We start from the raw sequence: 15,411 nt of genomic DNA on the forward strand, positions 1-15,411 counted from the left end.
CGTCTTTGGCGGCCCATATTCACGAGGCGCATCAGACCACCGCAACCCATTGCGATTGATGAAAATAATCCCACTTACAACACGCCGGTCGTCAACCCTCGGCTTGCCGTGGCTCTTCGGAAAGTAGGGCTGAAGGCGCTCCATCTGTTCGTCAGTCAGCCAGAATAGATTGCTCATGATACACCTCTGAAACTCAGTGGCTTGAAGCATGCAACAGAGACAGCAGCAACAAAATTAATGGGTCCAGAACCTAAGCACTTCCAGAAGTTATGCTGCGAAACCTGCTTTCAGCGGGTGTTTTTTTGTCGGCCCGCATGTGTTTCTGCAAGGTTACGAGTTTCGCCTGCACGCATATGGTTGAATAACTGATGGTTCGGGGATTTTCTATATATTATCAAATGGTTAATTTTGCTTTACTTAGATTGGCTACAAAAATTGAACTCTTATGCGTTACTGACACAAAATTTGGCGCCCTGAAGGTCAATTGACCTCCTGTGACAGTACAGCAAATATATACAGGGCCAATATCGGAGCCATCGAATGTTTCAGGCTGTGTTTCGATCGAGTATCTCCCCAGCCTCGTTGACCGTGGATTGCTTGGCGAACTTCTCATATTCCCAGTCAGGTCAGTTTTTGTGAAACTGGCGGAAAGATGCATGAGTAGGAATTCAGAAAGGCCGGCAGTTCGATCTACCCGACGAACCAGGAAGACCGGCCTGTTTAGGCACAGATTTTTGAAAGCCAAAGTATCGTGATTTCAGCTGAACACGGTATGAAATCAAACACCCCTGAGTGGCTGATCACCTCTGTGCTTGCAACCGCAGATGAACGCTGGCGTGATCCCTATTCACAAACCCAAAGGTCCCCCTTTCGCCAACCCCTTGCATTGACTATGTGTAGCTGAACGCCAGCGGAGCGTCGCCGGCCCTTGATGTCTGCCTTGAACAATCGGGAGCGCGCCAATGTTCTTTCTCCGTCCGGCACTTGCTGCATTTTGCGCATGCACATTGCCTGCAACCGCTATGGCACAGACCGAAGCAACTGCTTCGGGCGGCCTGCAAATCGAGCTGAATTCGGTTCAGGATGTCGAAAACGCATGTCGACTGACGTTTGTGGTGGAAAACCAAACCGGGACAGCCATTGACGAAGCCAGCTTTGAAACGGTGATCTTTGATGCTTCCGGCAGCGTGGTCAGCCTGACGCTCTTCAATTTCCGTGACCTACCGGAAGATCGCCTGCGTGTGCGCCAGTTCGTCTTGCGCGACAGGGGCTGCAGTTCGATTGGAAAGGCCCTGATCAACGGCACAAACACCTGCAAGGTGGCCGGGGAGGAGAGTTCGATATGTGAAGACAGTCTGAAACTGCAAAGCCGAATAGATGTGGAGTTGATTGGATGAGCCCCTTTGATGCGCTGCGCGAAATCCTTGATCTGGGCGGGCCTGTTGTTGCGATCCTGATTGCGATGTCGGTGGTGACCGTTGCGGTCACGCTTTATAAGCTCTGGCAGTTTGCCGCATCCGGCGTCGGGCGTCACCGAGTGTTGTCCGAGGCGCTGGCGGCCTGGGATGCAGGCGATCCGCAAACCGCCCACGCCCGCCTGGACAGAAGCCGCAGTTATCTTGCCCCCCTGGTACGGGCCGCGATGCAGGCCTCAGATACGCCGGGTCTGGACCAAAGGCTGGATGCCGAGGCCGGTCTGGCGCTTGCGGGGCTTGAGCGCGGCTTCCGATTGATGGACACCGTAGCGCAGCTTGCGCCGCTGCTGGGTCTGTTTGGCACCGTCCTAGGGATGATTGAGGCGTTTCGCAGCCTGCAATCCGCCGGGTCGTCGGTCGATCCATCATTGCTTGCCGGTGGTATCTGGGTCGCCCTGCTGACAACGGCTGTGGGGCTTGCCGTGGCGATGCCGACCTCGATGCTGTTGTCCTGGTTCGAAAGTCGCACGGCGCGCGAACGGGTCTTTGCGGACAAGGCGCTGCGCACAATTCTGGTGCCGGGGCAGGCCGTTCCGCAGGCCGACGATGTGCGGGCTGTGGCGACCGCCCCCGGACATGCGTAACACCGCACCCTTCGTACGGCGTCCCATGTCGATGACTCCGCTCATCGACGTGATTTTCCTGCTGTTGCTGTTCTTCATGTTGACCTCGACCTTTGCCAAATATGGCGAGATCGAGCTGAGCAATGCAGTGGGCGGCAGTACGACTTCGGCGACACCGACCGAGCGGTTGTTCCTGCAGTTGGGGGCGGAACGGCTGGTGCTGAACGGGCAAACGGTCTCTCTCAATGATCTGGAAACGCAATTGGAGGCCGGGCAGGTTCTGGTCAGTTTGGACCCGGATACAACGGCGCAGCGTGTCATCGACGTATTGGTCCGGCTGCGCGGGCGTGACGGGTTAAGCGTTCTGGTGCTGGAATGATCAAGTACAGGCGCCCCAAACGCAGACGTGACTCGACGATTGCCCTAATCAACGTCGTTTTCCTGATGCTAATCTTTTTCCTGCTCACCGGCACGCTGGCCCCGCCGTTGGATCCGGATCTTGAGCTGGTGAACACCGCAGACCTTGAAGGGCGCGAGCCACCTGATGCGCTGATCCTGCACGCCGACGGCACGCTGAGCTATCGTGGAACGCCAACAGATCCCGAAACGCATATGCGTGGCCAAGGGGGCGAAGCCGTGCGCATCGTGCCCGACCGAAACGCACCGGGCCCGCGTCTGATCGAGGTGACCGGTGCTTTACGCCGTCTGGGCGCGTCATCCGTCTTTGTTGTGACCGAGAAGGCGCTGGAATGATCCGCCGGTCGGTTATGATTGCGGTGGTGGCCATTCTGGTGTCGCTGTTTTTGCACCTGATGGGGTTAAGCGTGACCGGGCAGCGGCTTGCAGAAGACGCGCCAGGCGGCCAAGCGCCTGAATCAATTGAGCTAAGCACGACGTTCGAGGATCTTGCCGAGGTTGCCGCCGAGCCGGTTGAACCCGAACCGGCCGAGGCACCAGAGCCTCCGGTTGAAACACCGCCTGAGGAACCGGAAATCCCGGTCAGTGAGGCGCTTGTCGCGTCGGAAAACCCGCAGGAGGTTTACGCGCCCGATATCGGCGAAGCAGAAGTGGTTCAGCCGACTGCCACGGAACCGGTTGAGCCTGATGTGGCAGAGACCGAAAACACATCCGAAGGCGATGCCGCCGCCAGCGAAAATTTCAATGAAACACCGCCGGTCGAGGCGGAAACAGCAACCGAGGTGCCCGAAGGAATTCCCGAGGCAGAGGTCGTCGAGCCAGAGGTCGCGACCGAAGTCCAGCCCGTATCACCCCAACCGCAAGAGCTGGCGGCGCTGCCGGTCACCCCGTCGCCCGAGGCCGCGATTCCCGTTGTCCCGTTGGAGTCTGAGGCGATTGAGCCGGATGACCCGGTTGAACCGACCGACCAGGATGCGACGGAGGACGTGACAGAACTGGCCGTGACGTCTTCGATCCGGCCGCAGCGCCCCGACCGGCAACCAGCGCCCGAAAGGCGGGGCACACTGAACGGCGCGCGCGACTTCAGCGAGTTGCAGTTCCCGTCAGAGGTGGTTGAATCGCCCCTTTACGCCTACAGGCGCGAAGGTCTGGATGCCTTCACGTCGGGCAGCAGTGGCAGCCGTTCGGGCGGGCGTGGCCCCGGCAATTCGGACACCACCAATTATGCGGGTGAAGTCTTGGTCCACCTGAACCGCGCGCCCCCGGTATTTGTTGCTGCCCGGGGATTTGCCAAGGTGTTTTTCGAAATCAATCCCGATGGCACGCTGGCCTGGGTCGATGTCATCGACAGTTCAGGGTCGTCCGATGTTGACCGGGCCGCAAGGGCGCAAGTGCAGGCGGCCTCGCCCTTTCCGCTGCCGCCAGGTGGGGTCAGCCGCAAGTTGTCCTTCTTCTACACCAGCAATTGATTGGCGGGTTTAAGCGCTCCATCCGTCCAAACCAGGGCCAGTTTTGGGCGGGATTTCGCCCGAATCCACCATTTCCGGACATGCCGGTTAACAACTCTGGAAGTCTCATTTGCAAACCTGAACGATTTTTGCCATTTAAAGAGGTATCGCCGCATTTCTGTGATCAAATCTTTGTAATAAAATACGACTGAATACGAAAACACACGTAAATGCTCGGGAAATTGGACTGTCGGCATTTTCTGCATTTGCAAAGATGCAACAAGTGCCCAGTGTGCGCCACGAGAAATGCTGCGAAATCGTTGCGTGTGCTCGGAAATTGTTCGAATAGGCCAACGGTCGCTTTGGCGGCTACACTCCTCTCAAATCTTATGGGTTTACCATGAAAAATCTCCTCATTGCATCGACCGCGTTGATCGCAACCGCAAGCGTTGCTGCCGCGGATGTTAAATTCAGCGGCTACGGCCGTTTTGGTATTGGATATCAGGAAGACCGTACCGGTACTGTTGACAACTTCACCGTTGATCCGGCAACCGGCGCAGTTACCAGCGCCGGCACCGCGACCGTCGACACCGACAACACCATCCTGGTCTCGCGCTTCCGTCTGAACATCGACGGCACCGCAGAAACCGATGGCGGCGTTGAGTTCCAGGCACGTGTTCGTCTGCAGGCTGATGACGATTCCGGCAACGGCGAACAGAACAGCGCAGGCCTGAACGGCGCACGCTTCTCTGTCATCTACGGTGGTCTGCGTGTTGACGCCGGCAACGTTGCGGGTTCTTTCGACAACCTGGCAAACTACTTCGGTAATGAACCGGGCCTGGAAGAGTTCCTAGGTCAGTATTCGGGCGTTGACTACAGCTTCCTGGAGTACACCTCGACCGGTTCGGGCGCGAATGCCGTGTTCTTCCAGTACGCAATTGGCGATTTCGCATTTGGCGCGTCATATGACCAGGCAACTGTTGCTCTGGACGGTGTTCCGCAAGACGCAGACCGTTGGGACATCAGCGCAACCTACACATTCAACAACATTACTGCCGCTCTGGCTTATGGTCAGACCAAGGCGAACGTGAACAGCAGCAGCGAAAAGCAGTCGCTGACCGTTCTGACCCTGGGCGCAGAATTCGGTGACTTCTCGGGTACACTGTTCGTAGCTGACGATGACGTTGTTGATGACGCCGAGAACGGCACCGCATACGGTCTGTCGCTGGCATACGACCTCGGCGCTGCAACCACCCTGCAGTTTGCTTACGGTGACGGTTCCGCTGACAACGATACCCGCAATATCGGTATTGGCGCCATCTACGACCTGGGCGGCGGTGCATCGCTGCGTGGTGGTATCGGCGAAATCAAAACGGGTGACGAGGACGGGCGCATCCGCGCTGACTTCGGTGCGCAGTTCAACTTCTAAGTTGAGCTAAACCACAAAGTTTAAGGGCAGGTCTTCGGACCTGCCCTTTTCTTTTGCTGCTAGCTTATTTCTTCTCAAAGAACAGAATGACCTCGCCCAGCCGGACGCCATAACGCGAGACATAGGCTCGGTTCAGCAGATGGTCATCGTCCAGCAGCCAAATCCAGTCGTCAAAGTTGACCCGCATGGTGCCTTCTTTGATTGGCAGGTCGATCTTGTATGTCCAGTTGAACGTATCGCCGCGCTCGACACCGCTGGCGGTTCCAAGAACGCCGGGGGCCGTGCCGGTCCAGGTGTCCTCGCCCGTCTTGGTTAGCGTCCAGACACGCTGTTCGGTGGCGCTGTCATCATAGACGAAATCCTCAACCAGGGTCAGGGTTTCACCATCCCACGTTCCGTCGATATCCACCGTAAATCGGCGCGGTACGTTGCCCAGAACATCCTGAAACTGACCATAAGCGACGGTTTTACCTTCAAAAAACTCTTCAAGGTTCAGCTGCCGGTCTGACAGAAAGGTCTTGGGAATGCGCGGTTTAGCTGAACAGGCAGTCAGAACAGCCAACCCGGCGATCGCCAGACCCGCAACAAGGACCCGACGCGAGATCATTGCAGCGGCCTTTGTTCTGCGTCCGCAGCATAGCCGTTTGAACTGGGGACATGTGCGGATTTAACCTCGGGCGCGGGGCGCATCGTGGCAATCAGCTCTGCGACCTTGATGCCGAACTTGCGCATCTCGGACCGGTTCATGATTACACCGTTTTCGGTCAGGTACATCCAGTCGGTGACGTCCAAAGTGTGCCCACCGGCATCCTCGGGAAGAATAATGCGGTAGGTAAGTTTGACAGTTGATCCTGAAATTGTTCCATGACCTTCACCGACGATGTCATCCGCCGTGGCGATGAACGTATTGCCGGTGCCCAGCGTCAGATACCATTTACGTGTCATCTGTTTGCCGTTGGAATAGGTGAAATGCTCGGACAACGTGCCGGTGTTGCCATCCCAGTTCCCAACCATACGGGCGACAAAGCTGTTCGACATCTTGCCGTTCGGACCATAGATCAGCCCTTCGGACAGGATCTCTCCGTTCAGAACCTCTTTCATTTTGAATGCAGGCCCAGTGCCGGTGTAGTCGGCCGGTGTTTGCGACCGGAAGCTCAGGAAACGGTTCTTGGCGATAAACAAAGCGAGAGCGGCGAACAGTAAAACAACAAGCGTTTTCATTTGGCTGAGACCTCCGTAGGCAACGTCAGGACCATGCCAAACGCGCCAAGTTTCAGGATGCAGGGTAGTACCGCATAAGCCAGATTGAGTGTGTCCAGGGCTTGGGCGGAATTCGATTGGCCAGGTGAAAAGCCGCTGCGTTCCAGCAGGGGCAATGTAAAGAAGGCGGCCAGCGCAAGGCCCAGTTTGCCAGCAAAGGACCAGATACCGAACGCGGCTGAGGCGTTCAGGCCGGCGCGGGTCAAAACGACCGAGAACATGGCAGGCAGGACCACCATGTCAGCCCCGAGCGCCGCGCCAGAGGCAAGGCAAATCAGAGCAAAACCCAAAAGCTCACCCGCTGGCAACATCGCAGCCCCAATAAAGCCGGCTATGGACAGCGGCATTGCGATGATCAGAGTCTGTTTCGGACCAATGCGATTGCTGAGTTTGGCCCAAAGCGGCACGCTGGCGCCGGCGCTGAGGAAGAACAGGATCAGCAAGGGACCCGCTTTGCCCGGAAGTTGCAACCGGTCCTCGACGAAAAACAGAAACAAGGTCGAGGTGATGGCGACCGGCAGGCTGTTGACCAGAGCCAGCGCCAGAAGGCGCAGCGCCCCGGCCTGATCCAATCCGGTGAAAGACAGGCCCGCACCCGTAATCGGTGTCCGCCGCCACATTGGAAATGTCAGCGCGATGGTTACGATCGACAGGACGCCCAGAAACAGCCCAAAGGCGGGATATCCCTGCGCGCCGGCCCCTAATGCGACGAACAGGGCGGGTGCGCTGGCAGCAATGACAACACCTGCCAATTGTCCACCTTCACGGAAGGCTGCCAGTGTCATTAACTCTTTTGCGTCTGGTGTTTTGGCCAGGGTTGCGCTGCGCCCGTAAAGCAGGATGGTCCCGAGGCTGTAGGCCGAGAACAGCAGGATCAGGATCAGGATCAGCGATGTCACGCTTGCGCCCTGTGGCAAGGCAAAGAGCAGCGGAAAGCCAACCGCCAGCCCAACGGCGGCCATGGCGGCGAACAGCAACTGACCCTTCGGCCATCGGTCAATCGCCCAGCCTATCAGCGGGTCTTGCACAAGATCCACAAGCCGGATCAACAGCAGTACCGTTCCAATCACCCCAAGGCTAATCCCAAGGTTAACCGCAGCAAAACGCGGCAGGTGGATGTAGAGGGGAATACCCGCCGCTGCGAGCATCAGTGCATAGAGGCTGACCCGGGGATACAGCATCACTGTCCCTTCAATTGCCGCGTAAAGCTTGCGGATCTGGTATTGTCTCCCAGAAAGATCGACATGAATGTCTTTTTGACGCCTTGCCCGGACAGGGTGCAGGTTTTGCGCCCGTTCCGCCAGAAACCAACCTTGTTCGGCCCTTCCGAGATGGCCAGATAGCAGTCGCCTTTGCTGACAGCCTGAAAGCACTGTTCAAGCTGGGCTTGTGTCAGCCCGCTGTTTCCTTGCCGTGTCATCTCATCCAGCGTGGATTCGACCAGAGCCTTCTGCTTGAGGTTTTTGCGGTAGGTCAGCTGCAATCCGAAATCATCGCTCCAACTGAACGGGGCACCGTCTGGCGTGAACAGCTTTGCGTCATAGATCGGCAGGCCAAGGTAACGGAACGTGGCGGACCCGCGCAGTTCGGCGTTCGGCAATTCGTTCGACACGGTTGACGCCGCCAGCCCGACTGGGGCCAGCAAGGTCAGCGACAGCAGAGCAACGCACCAGACCGAGCTATTCGGCCGCGACAGGGATGACCGGGTCATTTTTGGCAACGCCATTTTCAGCTCCGATGGTTTGCGGGGTGCCATTCAACTGCGCGACAACATGCATCGCGCTGGCAATCCCGTCTTCGTGAAAACCATGCCGGTTATATGCACCGGCAAACCACGTTTTGTTCTGTCCCTGCATGTCGCGAATTTGCTTCTGGGCCTTCAGTGCGGCTTGATCGAAAACCGGATGGGCGAATTCGACTTCGTCATAGATTTTGTCTGCGGGAATATCCGCCGCAACATTGAGCGTTACAAACATCGGATCACTGTCCGGAATGTTCTGTAACCGGTTCATCCAGTAGGTAACGCCGACATTTCCGGCCTGTGAACGATAGGTCCAGCTGGACCAGCAGGCCCGCCTTTTTGGCATCTGGCCGGGATCGCAATGCAAGACGGCCTTGTTGGGTTGGTACTTGATCGCGCTAAGGGCGGCCGTTTCCTCGGCTGTTGCGCTGTCACCCAGAATGGCCAGCGACTGGTCGGAATGGGTGGCAAGGATGATCTCATCATAAAGGTCAGCCTGGCCTTCGCTGAGTACGGTAACGCCCAGTTCATCCCTCTGAACATGCTGCACGGGGGAGGCGACGCGGATTTCGCAACCGCGGGCGCGCAATGCAGCCTCGATCCGGCGGACATACTCAATGCTGCCACCTTTGACCGTCCACCACTGATGCTGCTTTGACCGATCACCGGCCAGCAAGGCATGGTTTTGGAAGAACTGCACCAGCGAACGTGCGGGAAAGCGGTCAATGAATTCCACGGGGGTGGACCAGATCGCGCCGCACATAGGCATCAGATAGTTGTGGCGGAACCAGTGGCCCAGTCTCAGTTGATCAATCAGTTCCCCAATCGTGGTGTCATCGTCCTTGGCTGCTTCTGGCGCCTCTTTTCCAAAGCGCAGGATGTCAGAGATCATCTTGTAATAGGCCGGCCGCATCAGGTTACGCTTTTGCGCGGTCAGAGTGCGCAGATTGTTCAGCCCGTATTCGAGGCGACCATTGTCGATCGTCGCACCAAAGCTCATCTCGCTTTTGATTACGGGGACGTTCAATTCATCGAACAATTTTGTCAGGTTCGGGTAGGTGGCATAGTTGAACACGATAAAACCGGTGTCGACCGGTTGATCACCATTTTTGCCAGCCATAACCGTTCGGGCATGGCCGCCCAGTCTTGGCTCGGCCTCATAGACCGTTACATCATTGTCTTCGGATAGATAGTAAGCTGCGGATAGGCCTGATATTCCTGCACCTACAATTGCGATTTTCTTGCGTGCGCCCCTTGGTTCGTCGAACATGTGATCCTCTTAGTTCGGCAATTTAAAAGGATTACGCATCAGATGCGGGTACGGATCAATCACGTTGGACTTTTTTTGAACGTGCGTTACATCGTGATGCCTTGCCCGGTTTTTTGAGCGTTAACGTGATCCAGCTTTGTTGCCGATCCGTAAAATCCTTAAAATGTCTGAAACAACACGAAACCAATGTCCGGGCCATATGTACCCGACAGTCCGGATGGCCCAAGCATGAGCAGTTTTGACGGAAAAACCTATTGGATCGTTGGCGGCAGTGAGGGGCTGGGCCGATCTTTGGCCCAGGCGCTAAGCCGAAAGGGGGCAAAACTGATCCTCTCGGCGCGCAATGCGGCGCGATTGGCCGAGATTTGCAAAACCCTTCCGAACGCGCGGGCGGTGCCGTTTGATGTGACCGACCTGGCGGCTGTGCGCCGGGCCGTTGCAGATGTCGGCGTGGTGGATGGGCTGGTCTACAATGCCGGTGCCTACGAGCCTATGAAATCGGCCGATTGGGATACCGAAGCTGTTCTGTCCATGACAGACGTGAACTACCTTGGCGCGCTGCGTGTGTTGGGTGAGACGGTGCCAGGGTTTCTACGGGCCGGACAGGGCGACATTACCCTGATCGGGTCTTTGTCTGGCTATCGCGGGCTTCCGGCTGCTGTCGGATACGCGGCCAGCAAGGCGGCGCTGGTCTCATTGGCTGAAACGATGCGATTTGATCTGGCGGGCACGGGGGTAACCGTGCGGATCGTCAATCCGGGCTTCATCAAGACCCGGTTGACCGAAAAGAACACTTTCAAGATGCCGATGCTGATGACTCCCGAGGACGCGGCGGACCGGGTGGTCAGGGCGATGTCACGTCGCCGGTTCCGCACCGATTTCCCGGCACCGTTCTCTTGGGTGATCCGTTTGCTGGATTACCTGCCGGATTGGCTGATTTACTGCGGAAAATAGACTCTAATCAGGAGTTCTAACCAAACTGCCCGTGACAGAACCAGCCTGCCGACATCGTGCCGCCATGGCCGTAAAACAGCCACAGCCGCTCACCCTGTTCGGTGACAACCACCCAGTAGTCCCGCACGCCGCTGCGCCAGTTGGGGTCGTCCAGCCACCATTCGGGTGCGATCCGTTCCGGACCGGTGGCCTGTGCCAACTGCCAGTCGCGCCCGCGCCAGCGAAAGGCGGCTGGAACATCCGGGGCTTCAGCGGCCATCACCGGTTCGGGCTGCCACATCTGCAACGGGCGTGGGCGCGACGGGGCAGGCCAGTCACGGGCGGGTTCCGACCACGCCGCCGCCAACGTCTGCGCGGTTTTTTCGGGGATATGTGAGGCCGCCGGGTGCCGCCGGGTGATCACGTCCAACCCGACCCGGGCGCCCAGTTTGCCGATCAGGTCATCCACGGCTGTATTGCCCTCAAGCCGATTGCGAGCCACGCGGCGCGCCTCGGCGTGACCGGCCACTGTGCGGGTGTGGATGGGCTCGGTCTGGATCGCCTCAAGCCGCAGCATGTCGATGCCATAGCCTGCGTCGATCTTATCGATTTTCATCTCTAACAAAGGGCGAATGCGGTGTTTGTCGTAAGTGGGCCGAGCCAAACCAACCTTGATGATCTCAGCCGCCTGATCGGCGCGATGCGCCTCAAGCCGCAGGGTGCGGACGCCACGCGCCTTCTCTTCGAGCTTCGCGCACAGCGTGGGCAGCACCCGGTCGATGGCGGCCATCACGTCCTCGATCAGGCCGATCGGATTGGGCAGGGTCATCCGCACCGCAAAGTGATGCGGCGGACGCGCGGGGGATACCGGTTCGGGCGCGCTGCCCATCGCTTGGTCCAGTCTCATCACCAGCCCGCGCCCGAACCGTCGGGCGAGAGAAGCCCGGGGTTGGCCCAAAAGATCGCCGATCCGGCGCAGGCCCAGCCGGTTCAGTTGTGCCACAACCTGATCTTCCAGCCGCAGCGCCGCAATCGGCAGGGGGCTGAGCGCGCCATAGGATTGGCCCGGTGCTGCGATCCGTGCGCCACCGCCCAGAGCCATCACCTGCGGCGCGGCCCCACCCTTGGTCCAGTGCCGCCGTTTCCCTGCGCGCGCGCGGGTGGCGCGTGCCTCTTGGCTGATGGCGTCGCCGTTGCGGTCAGACGTGGCCTCTTGCCCCGCATAACGCGCCAGCGCCCAGGCCGCGCCCAGCGTGTCGGCGATACCCATCTGAACGCTCAGCCCCATATCGGCGCAGTCGGTTTCAATGACGCTCAGCAGCGCCTCCTCCCCGCCGAACAGATGCGTGCAGCCCGACAGGTCGACGATCAGGCCATCGGGGACCTCTTCAGCCACCCATGGGCTGAACTTGCCGGCCCAGCGGCGCAGCGCGGTCAGAAACGCGGCCTCGGCGGGGGCGTTGCGGTGTCGTGTGATCAGGGTCGCGCACATGGCATGGGCATCACGCACGGGCTGCCCCGCACGCAGACCTGCGGCCTGCGCTTCTGCGTTCAATGAGGTGATCACCTGCATGTTCGACTGTTCCGCAACCACCGCCAAAGGGCCAACATGCAGCCCCCGCGCGGCACGGATCAGCCGTTCAGCCCCCAGACGGGGGAACCACAGTGAGAGTATTCGGCGTTTTGGCATTGGCAGACATCAAAATGTTCCCATTTTGTTCTTATCGTAGAATCATGCCTCGAGTCCACGCTTACCCGCAGGTCAGGCGTTGAATGATTCCGGCTCCGTTCACGAAAACATTCAGCCGGTCGATGCGATAATCCTGTGTGGCAATGTCATCAGGACCCAGAACACGCGACCGCTCGGGCAACTGGGCTTGGATGGTCGAAACCGGTTGGCCGATGGAATCGGCAAAATCGCCACCCAGGCAAAAGGCCAGATCAACCGGCGCGTCCGTTGAGGCAGGTGTTTCCACAGGTGCAGTCGTCTCGGCACAGCCTGCCAGCAGGATCAGCGCGGGAATAATTCGGTGCATTGGCGTTTCTCCTTCTGACAATGTCGTTACTGCAATATCAAACAATTAGCCAACCTGCCAACAAAGCGCAGTTGAAAACACCCTGCAATTGACGCAGGGTCGGGGCAAATAAGACAGGGAGACAACGATCATGCGCACCCGTGCCGCCGTCGCCATTCAGGCGGGCAAACCATTGGAAGTGATGGATGTGAACCTCGAAGGCCCCAAGGCGGGCGAGGTTCTGGTCGAAATCAAGGCCACCGGCCTCTGCCACACCGACGAATTCACCCGGTCAGGCGCTGACCCCGAAGGCCTGTTCCCGGCCATTCTGGGCCACGAGGGCGCGGGTGTGGTTGTCGATGTCGGTCCGGGCGTCACCAGCCTGAAGCCGGGCGATCACGTGATCCCGCTCTACACGCCTGAATGTCGTGAGTGCGAATACTGTCTGCATCCCAAGACCAACCTCTGTCAGGCGATCCGCGAAACCCAAGGCCGGGGCCTGATGCCCGACGGAACCTCGCGGTTTACGACTTTGGATGGTGACCCGATCCTGCACTACATGGGCTGCTCGACCTTTGCCAACCACACGGTTCTGCCCGAGATCGCGCTGGCCAAAGTGCGTGAGGACGCGCCTTTCGACAAGATCTGCTACATCGGCTGTGGCGTGACCACCGGCATCGGTGCCGTCATCAACACTGCCAAGGTTGAGATCGGCAGTCGCGCCATCGTGTTCGGTCTGGGCGGCATTGGCCTGAATGTCATTCAGGGCTTGCGTCTGGCCGGAGCGGACCAGATCGTTGGCGTCGACCTGAACCCATCAAAGGTCGAGATGGCGACCAGGTTCGGTATGACCGATTTCGTCAACCCATCCGAAGTTGAAGGCGATCTGGTGCCATATCTGGTGAACCTGACCAAAGGTGGTGCGGATTACACCTTTGATGCCACCGGCAATGTTGGTGTGATGCGCACAGCACTTGAGGCGGCGCATAAGGGTTGGGGAGAATCGATCATCATTGGTGTGGCGCCTGCGGGGGCTGAAATCTCGACCCGCCCGTTCCAGCTGGTCACCGGTCGTTCGTGGCGCGGCACCGCCTTTGGCGGCGCACGGGGTCGGACCGACGTGCCCAAGATCGTCGACTGGTACATGGACGGCAAGATCGAGATCGACCCGATGATCACTCACACCATGGGTCTGGACGATATCAATCACGGATTCGACCTGATGCACAAAGGCGAAAGCATCCGGTCTGTGGTCCTTTACTAAGGGTCTAAACCTTCGGAAAACGCTATTACGGCGCGCTAAACAGCGCGCCGTTTCTTATTCCCCCGGCCGCGTTGCCCCGGTATCTGACCGAGGTGATCGCACGCGCAGAACCGGGGTGTTGGCCGAGGTGGTGTTGATCCGGCTTTCGCGCCAGACCACATAGACGCCGGATGCGATGATGATGCTGGCGCCCACCGCAACCCAGATATCCGGGCGTTCACCAAAGAAGACCATGCCAAAGATCGTAGCCCAGATGATCTGGCTATACTGGCTGGGGGCAATAACTCCGGCGGGTGCCGCGCGATAGGCCAGAATGATCAGGTGCTGGGCGATGACCGAGAATACGCCTACCAATGCCATCATCGCCAGATGCAGCAAGGATGGCGGTTGATAGACAACGGGTTGTGCAAGGCTCATCACCGCGATGGCCAACAACATGGGGTACAGGATCAGCACGGCCGATCGTTCCTCATTCCCGATCTTGCGCACCAACACGGATGCAAAGGCGCTGCAAAAGGCGGCTGTCAGGGCGGCCAGATGGCCCAGCGTGATATCTGTTGCGCCGGGGCGTAAGACAATCAGCACGCCGATCAAGCCCACGCCCACGGCGGCCCAGCGCTGGACGCGGACTACCTCGCCGAGAATGGGGATCGACAGGACCGTCACGATCAGTGGAAAGGAGAACAGCAGCGAATAGACCTCGGCCAGCGGCAATACGGAAAAGGAGTAAAACGCGCAGGACATTGCGGTGACCATCAAGCCCGACCGCAGCAGCACCAGCCATGGGTGGCGGGGCAGGAAGTTCCCGGTTGTTCGGTCGGTCAGAATCGTGACAGCCATGGGCACAAAGGAAAATAGCGTGGCGAAAAAGATGATCTGCATCACCGAGTAGACGCCGCCAAGCGCCTTGATCAGCGCGTCATGGCTGGCAAAGACCGCAAAGCCCAAAAACGCATAGCCGAGTCCCCGGAGGGTGGAGTTCTGAGTGCTCATCTTTGTGGCCCCGGGTGATGTCTCGGTGTTGTGACTGTGCCATCACACCGCGTATGTTGCGGGTGGCTTGCCTTTGAGTAAACCCATTTTGGTGGCGCGCATAGCCCCTAATTTACCGCTAACATTGCATGGCCGCCATGACGTGGGATCATCGCAGGATCGGTGGTGCGTCCTTGGGTTGGCGTGCGGATTGCACGCCCGCTTTCATTCCCACCCCGATGCGACGGGCCAGCGCGACCCAAGGAGTCGCGGTTTCAGAGGGCAGCGTTTGGGTTGCGACCTCTTCGAACAGGTCCAGCCAATGGGCGAAGAACTCGGGCTTTACGTCGGGCCGCTCGATATGGACTCGTTGCGGGTTGCCGTCATAACTGCGCTCGAACAAAATCGCGTTGCGCCAGAACGCGGCGATCTTCTCCTCATGTGCGGGCCAATCGTGGACATGTTTGTTGAAGACCGGTCCCAGTGTCGCGTCCTCACGCACGCGGGCGTAAAAGGTGCGGACCTGCGCGTTGATCTGATCTGGCGTCGCGGGAAAGCGTGGGGGCAGGGTGGGTCTGCTCATTGGATTGGTCCGATTTTGACTCTGTTCCGGGGCAATATCCC

Annotated in this window: 18 protein-coding genes; 8 read left to right on the top strand and 10 right to left on the bottom strand. The window is 58.6% G+C overall.

Annotated elements, in window-relative coordinates; translation table 11 throughout:
- On the bottom strand, window positions 1-177 hold a 177-nt coding region (locus AC2FJC_RS10525; protein WP_496739623.1), incomplete at its 3' end, for a transposase.
- Window positions 178-962: 785 nt separating this feature from the next.
- On the opposite strand from AC2FJC_RS10525, the gene AC2FJC_RS10530 reads away from it, so the two are divergent.
- The 6 genes from AC2FJC_RS10530 (at window position 963) to AC2FJC_RS10555 (ending at window position 5,332) form a co-directional block, all read left to right on the top strand.
- Complete coding sequence (locus AC2FJC_RS10530) at window positions 963-1,397, top strand: hypothetical protein (protein ID WP_496739463.1); 435 nt, start codon at window positions 963-965, stop codon at window positions 1,395-1,397.
- Window positions 1,394-2,059 carry a MotA/TolQ/ExbB proton channel family protein gene (locus AC2FJC_RS10535; RefSeq protein ID WP_496739464.1) on the top strand — a complete coding sequence of 222 codons (666 nt, stop codon included), beginning with the start codon at window positions 1,394-1,396 and terminating at the stop codon, window positions 2,057-2,059. The genes AC2FJC_RS10530 and AC2FJC_RS10535 overlap by 4 nt, the downstream gene beginning before the upstream one ends.
- A 31-nt stretch (window positions 2,060-2,090) precedes the next feature.
- Window positions 2,091-2,417, top strand: a complete 327-nt coding sequence (locus tag AC2FJC_RS10540) for an ExbD/TolR family protein (RefSeq protein WP_472722620.1) — start codon at window positions 2,091-2,093, stop codon at window positions 2,415-2,417.
- Window positions 2,414-2,791, top strand: coding sequence for an ExbD/TolR family protein (locus tag AC2FJC_RS10545; RefSeq protein WP_496739465.1), 378 nt, complete (start codon window positions 2,414-2,416; stop codon window positions 2,789-2,791). Before AC2FJC_RS10540 ends, AC2FJC_RS10545 begins: the two co-directional genes overlap by 4 nt.
- Window positions 2,788-3,924, top strand: coding sequence for an energy transducer TonB family protein (locus AC2FJC_RS10550; RefSeq protein WP_496739466.1), 1,137 nt, complete (start codon window positions 2,788-2,790; stop codon window positions 3,922-3,924). Before AC2FJC_RS10545 ends, AC2FJC_RS10550 begins: the two co-directional genes overlap by 4 nt.
- A 379-nt stretch (window positions 3,925-4,303) precedes the next feature.
- The gene (locus AC2FJC_RS10555; RefSeq protein WP_496726467.1) at window positions 4,304-5,332 is read left to right on the top strand and encodes a porin; all 1,029 of its coding nucleotides are present in this window, start codon (window positions 4,304-4,306) and stop codon (window positions 5,330-5,332) included.
- Window positions 5,333-5,396: 64 nt separating this feature from the next.
- Here the strand turns inward: AC2FJC_RS10555 and AC2FJC_RS10560 are convergent, their stop codons facing one another.
- Genes AC2FJC_RS10560 through AC2FJC_RS10580 form a run of 5 tightly spaced genes read right to left on the bottom strand, consistent with a single transcriptional unit; the run spans window position 5,397 to window position 9,603 of the window.
- On the bottom strand, window positions 5,397-5,939 hold the full coding sequence (locus tag AC2FJC_RS10560) for a DUF3833 family protein (RefSeq protein WP_496739467.1): 543 nt from the start codon (window positions 5,937-5,939) through the stop codon (window positions 5,397-5,399).
- Complete coding sequence (locus tag AC2FJC_RS10565) at window positions 5,936-6,553, bottom strand: DUF3833 domain-containing protein (RefSeq protein WP_496739468.1); 618 nt, start codon at window positions 6,551-6,553, stop codon at window positions 5,936-5,938. Before AC2FJC_RS10565 ends, AC2FJC_RS10560 begins: the two co-directional genes overlap by 4 nt.
- On the bottom strand, window positions 6,550-7,773 hold the full coding sequence (locus AC2FJC_RS10570) for an MFS transporter (RefSeq protein ID WP_496739469.1): 1,224 nt from the start codon (window positions 7,771-7,773) through the stop codon (window positions 6,550-6,552). Before AC2FJC_RS10570 ends, AC2FJC_RS10565 begins: the two co-directional genes overlap by 4 nt.
- Window positions 7,773-8,318, bottom strand: a complete 546-nt coding sequence (locus tag AC2FJC_RS10575; protein ID WP_496739470.1) for a hypothetical protein — start codon at window positions 8,316-8,318, stop codon at window positions 7,773-7,775. Before AC2FJC_RS10575 ends, AC2FJC_RS10570 begins: the two co-directional genes overlap by 1 nt.
- Window positions 8,272-9,603, bottom strand: a complete 1,332-nt coding sequence (locus AC2FJC_RS10580) for an NAD(P)/FAD-dependent oxidoreductase (RefSeq protein ID WP_496739471.1) — start codon at window positions 9,601-9,603, stop codon at window positions 8,272-8,274. The genes AC2FJC_RS10575 and AC2FJC_RS10580 overlap by 47 nt, the downstream gene beginning before the upstream one ends.
- A gap of 228 nt (window positions 9,604-9,831) precedes the next feature.
- Here AC2FJC_RS10580 and AC2FJC_RS10585 point away from each other — a divergent pair, with 228 nt between their 5' ends.
- Window positions 9,832-10,557 carry an SDR family NAD(P)-dependent oxidoreductase gene (locus AC2FJC_RS10585; protein WP_496739472.1) on the top strand — a complete coding sequence of 242 codons (726 nt, stop codon included), beginning with the start codon at window positions 9,832-9,834 and terminating at the stop codon, window positions 10,555-10,557.
- A 16-nt stretch (window positions 10,558-10,573) separates the two neighbouring features.
- Here the strand turns inward: AC2FJC_RS10585 and AC2FJC_RS10590 are convergent, their stop codons facing one another.
- Together AC2FJC_RS10590 and AC2FJC_RS10595 are read right to left on the bottom strand one after the other, a co-directional pair.
- Window positions 10,574-12,226, bottom strand: coding sequence for a DUF6504 family protein (locus AC2FJC_RS10590; RefSeq protein WP_496739473.1), 1,653 nt, complete (start codon window positions 12,224-12,226; stop codon window positions 10,574-10,576).
- Window positions 12,227-12,287: 61 nt separating this feature from the next.
- Window positions 12,288-12,572, bottom strand: coding sequence for an I78 family peptidase inhibitor (locus AC2FJC_RS10595; protein WP_496739474.1), 285 nt, complete (start codon window positions 12,570-12,572; stop codon window positions 12,288-12,290).
- A 130-nt stretch (window positions 12,573-12,702) separates the two neighbouring features.
- Here AC2FJC_RS10595 and AC2FJC_RS10600 point away from each other — a divergent pair, with 130 nt between their 5' ends.
- Window positions 12,703-13,815 carry an S-(hydroxymethyl)glutathione dehydrogenase/class III alcohol dehydrogenase gene (locus AC2FJC_RS10600; protein ID WP_496739475.1) on the top strand — a complete coding sequence of 371 codons (1,113 nt, stop codon included), beginning with the start codon at window positions 12,703-12,705 and terminating at the stop codon, window positions 13,813-13,815.
- Between the two features lie 54 nt (window positions 13,816-13,869).
- Here AC2FJC_RS10600 and AC2FJC_RS10605 read toward each other — a convergent pair whose 3' ends face one another.
- Window positions 13,870-14,808 (bottom strand): DMT family transporter, encoded by a 939-nt coding sequence (locus AC2FJC_RS10605; protein ID WP_496739476.1) that lies wholly within the window; start codon window positions 14,806-14,808, stop codon window positions 13,870-13,872.
- Between the two features lie 148 nt (window positions 14,809-14,956).
- On the bottom strand, window positions 14,957-15,370 hold the full coding sequence (locus AC2FJC_RS10610; protein WP_496726457.1) for a group III truncated hemoglobin: 414 nt from the start codon (window positions 15,368-15,370) through the stop codon (window positions 14,957-14,959).
- Window positions 15,371-15,411 lie beyond the last annotated feature (41 nt).

It is taken from the genome of Ruegeria sp. CDSB117 (genome assembly GCF_059611005.1).

Coding starts and splice junctions, on each gene's coding strand:
- AC2FJC_RS10530 (WP_496739463.1), top strand. CDS start 963: ATGTTCTTTCTCCGTCCGGCACTTGCTGCATTTTGCGCATGCACATTG.
- AC2FJC_RS10570 (WP_496739469.1), bottom strand. CDS start 7,773: ATGCTGTATCCCCGGGTCAGCCTCTATGCACTGATGCTCGCAGCGGCG.
- AC2FJC_RS10600 (WP_496739475.1), top strand. CDS start 12,703: ATGCGCACCCGTGCCGCCGTCGCCATTCAGGCGGGCAAACCATTGGAA.
- AC2FJC_RS10585 (WP_496739472.1), top strand. CDS start 9,832: ATGAGCAGTTTTGACGGAAAAACCTATTGGATCGTTGGCGGCAGTGAG.
- AC2FJC_RS10555 (WP_496726467.1), top strand. CDS start 4,304: ATGAAAAATCTCCTCATTGCATCGACCGCGTTGATCGCAACCGCAAGC.
- AC2FJC_RS10565 (WP_496739468.1), bottom strand. CDS start 6,553: ATGAAAACGCTTGTTGTTTTACTGTTCGCCGCTCTCGCTTTGTTTATC.
- AC2FJC_RS10550 (WP_496739466.1), top strand. CDS start 2,788: ATGATCCGCCGGTCGGTTATGATTGCGGTGGTGGCCATTCTGGTGTCG.
- AC2FJC_RS10545 (WP_496739465.1), top strand. CDS start 2,414: ATGATCAAGTACAGGCGCCCCAAACGCAGACGTGACTCGACGATTGCC.
- AC2FJC_RS10580 (WP_496739471.1), bottom strand. CDS start 9,603: ATGTTCGACGAACCAAGGGGCGCACGCAAGAAAATCGCAATTGTAGGT.
- AC2FJC_RS10610 (WP_496726457.1), bottom strand. CDS start 15,370: ATGAGCAGACCCACCCTGCCCCCACGCTTTCCCGCGACGCCAGATCAG.
- AC2FJC_RS10595 (WP_496739474.1), bottom strand. CDS start 12,572: ATGCACCGAATTATTCCCGCGCTGATCCTGCTGGCAGGCTGTGCCGAG.
- AC2FJC_RS10560 (WP_496739467.1), bottom strand. CDS start 5,939: ATGATCTCGCGTCGGGTCCTTGTTGCGGGTCTGGCGATCGCCGGGTTG.
- AC2FJC_RS10540 (WP_472722620.1), top strand. CDS start 2,091: ATGACTCCGCTCATCGACGTGATTTTCCTGCTGTTGCTGTTCTTCATG.
- AC2FJC_RS10575 (WP_496739470.1), bottom strand. CDS start 8,318: ATGGCGTTGCCAAAAATGACCCGGTCATCCCTGTCGCGGCCGAATAGC.
- AC2FJC_RS10535 (WP_496739464.1), top strand. CDS start 1,394: ATGAGCCCCTTTGATGCGCTGCGCGAAATCCTTGATCTGGGCGGGCCT.
- AC2FJC_RS10605 (WP_496739476.1), bottom strand. CDS start 14,808: ATGAGCACTCAGAACTCCACCCTCCGGGGACTCGGCTATGCGTTTTTG.
- AC2FJC_RS10590 (WP_496739473.1), bottom strand. CDS start 12,226: ATGCCAAAACGCCGAATACTCTCACTGTGGTTCCCCCGTCTGGGGGCT.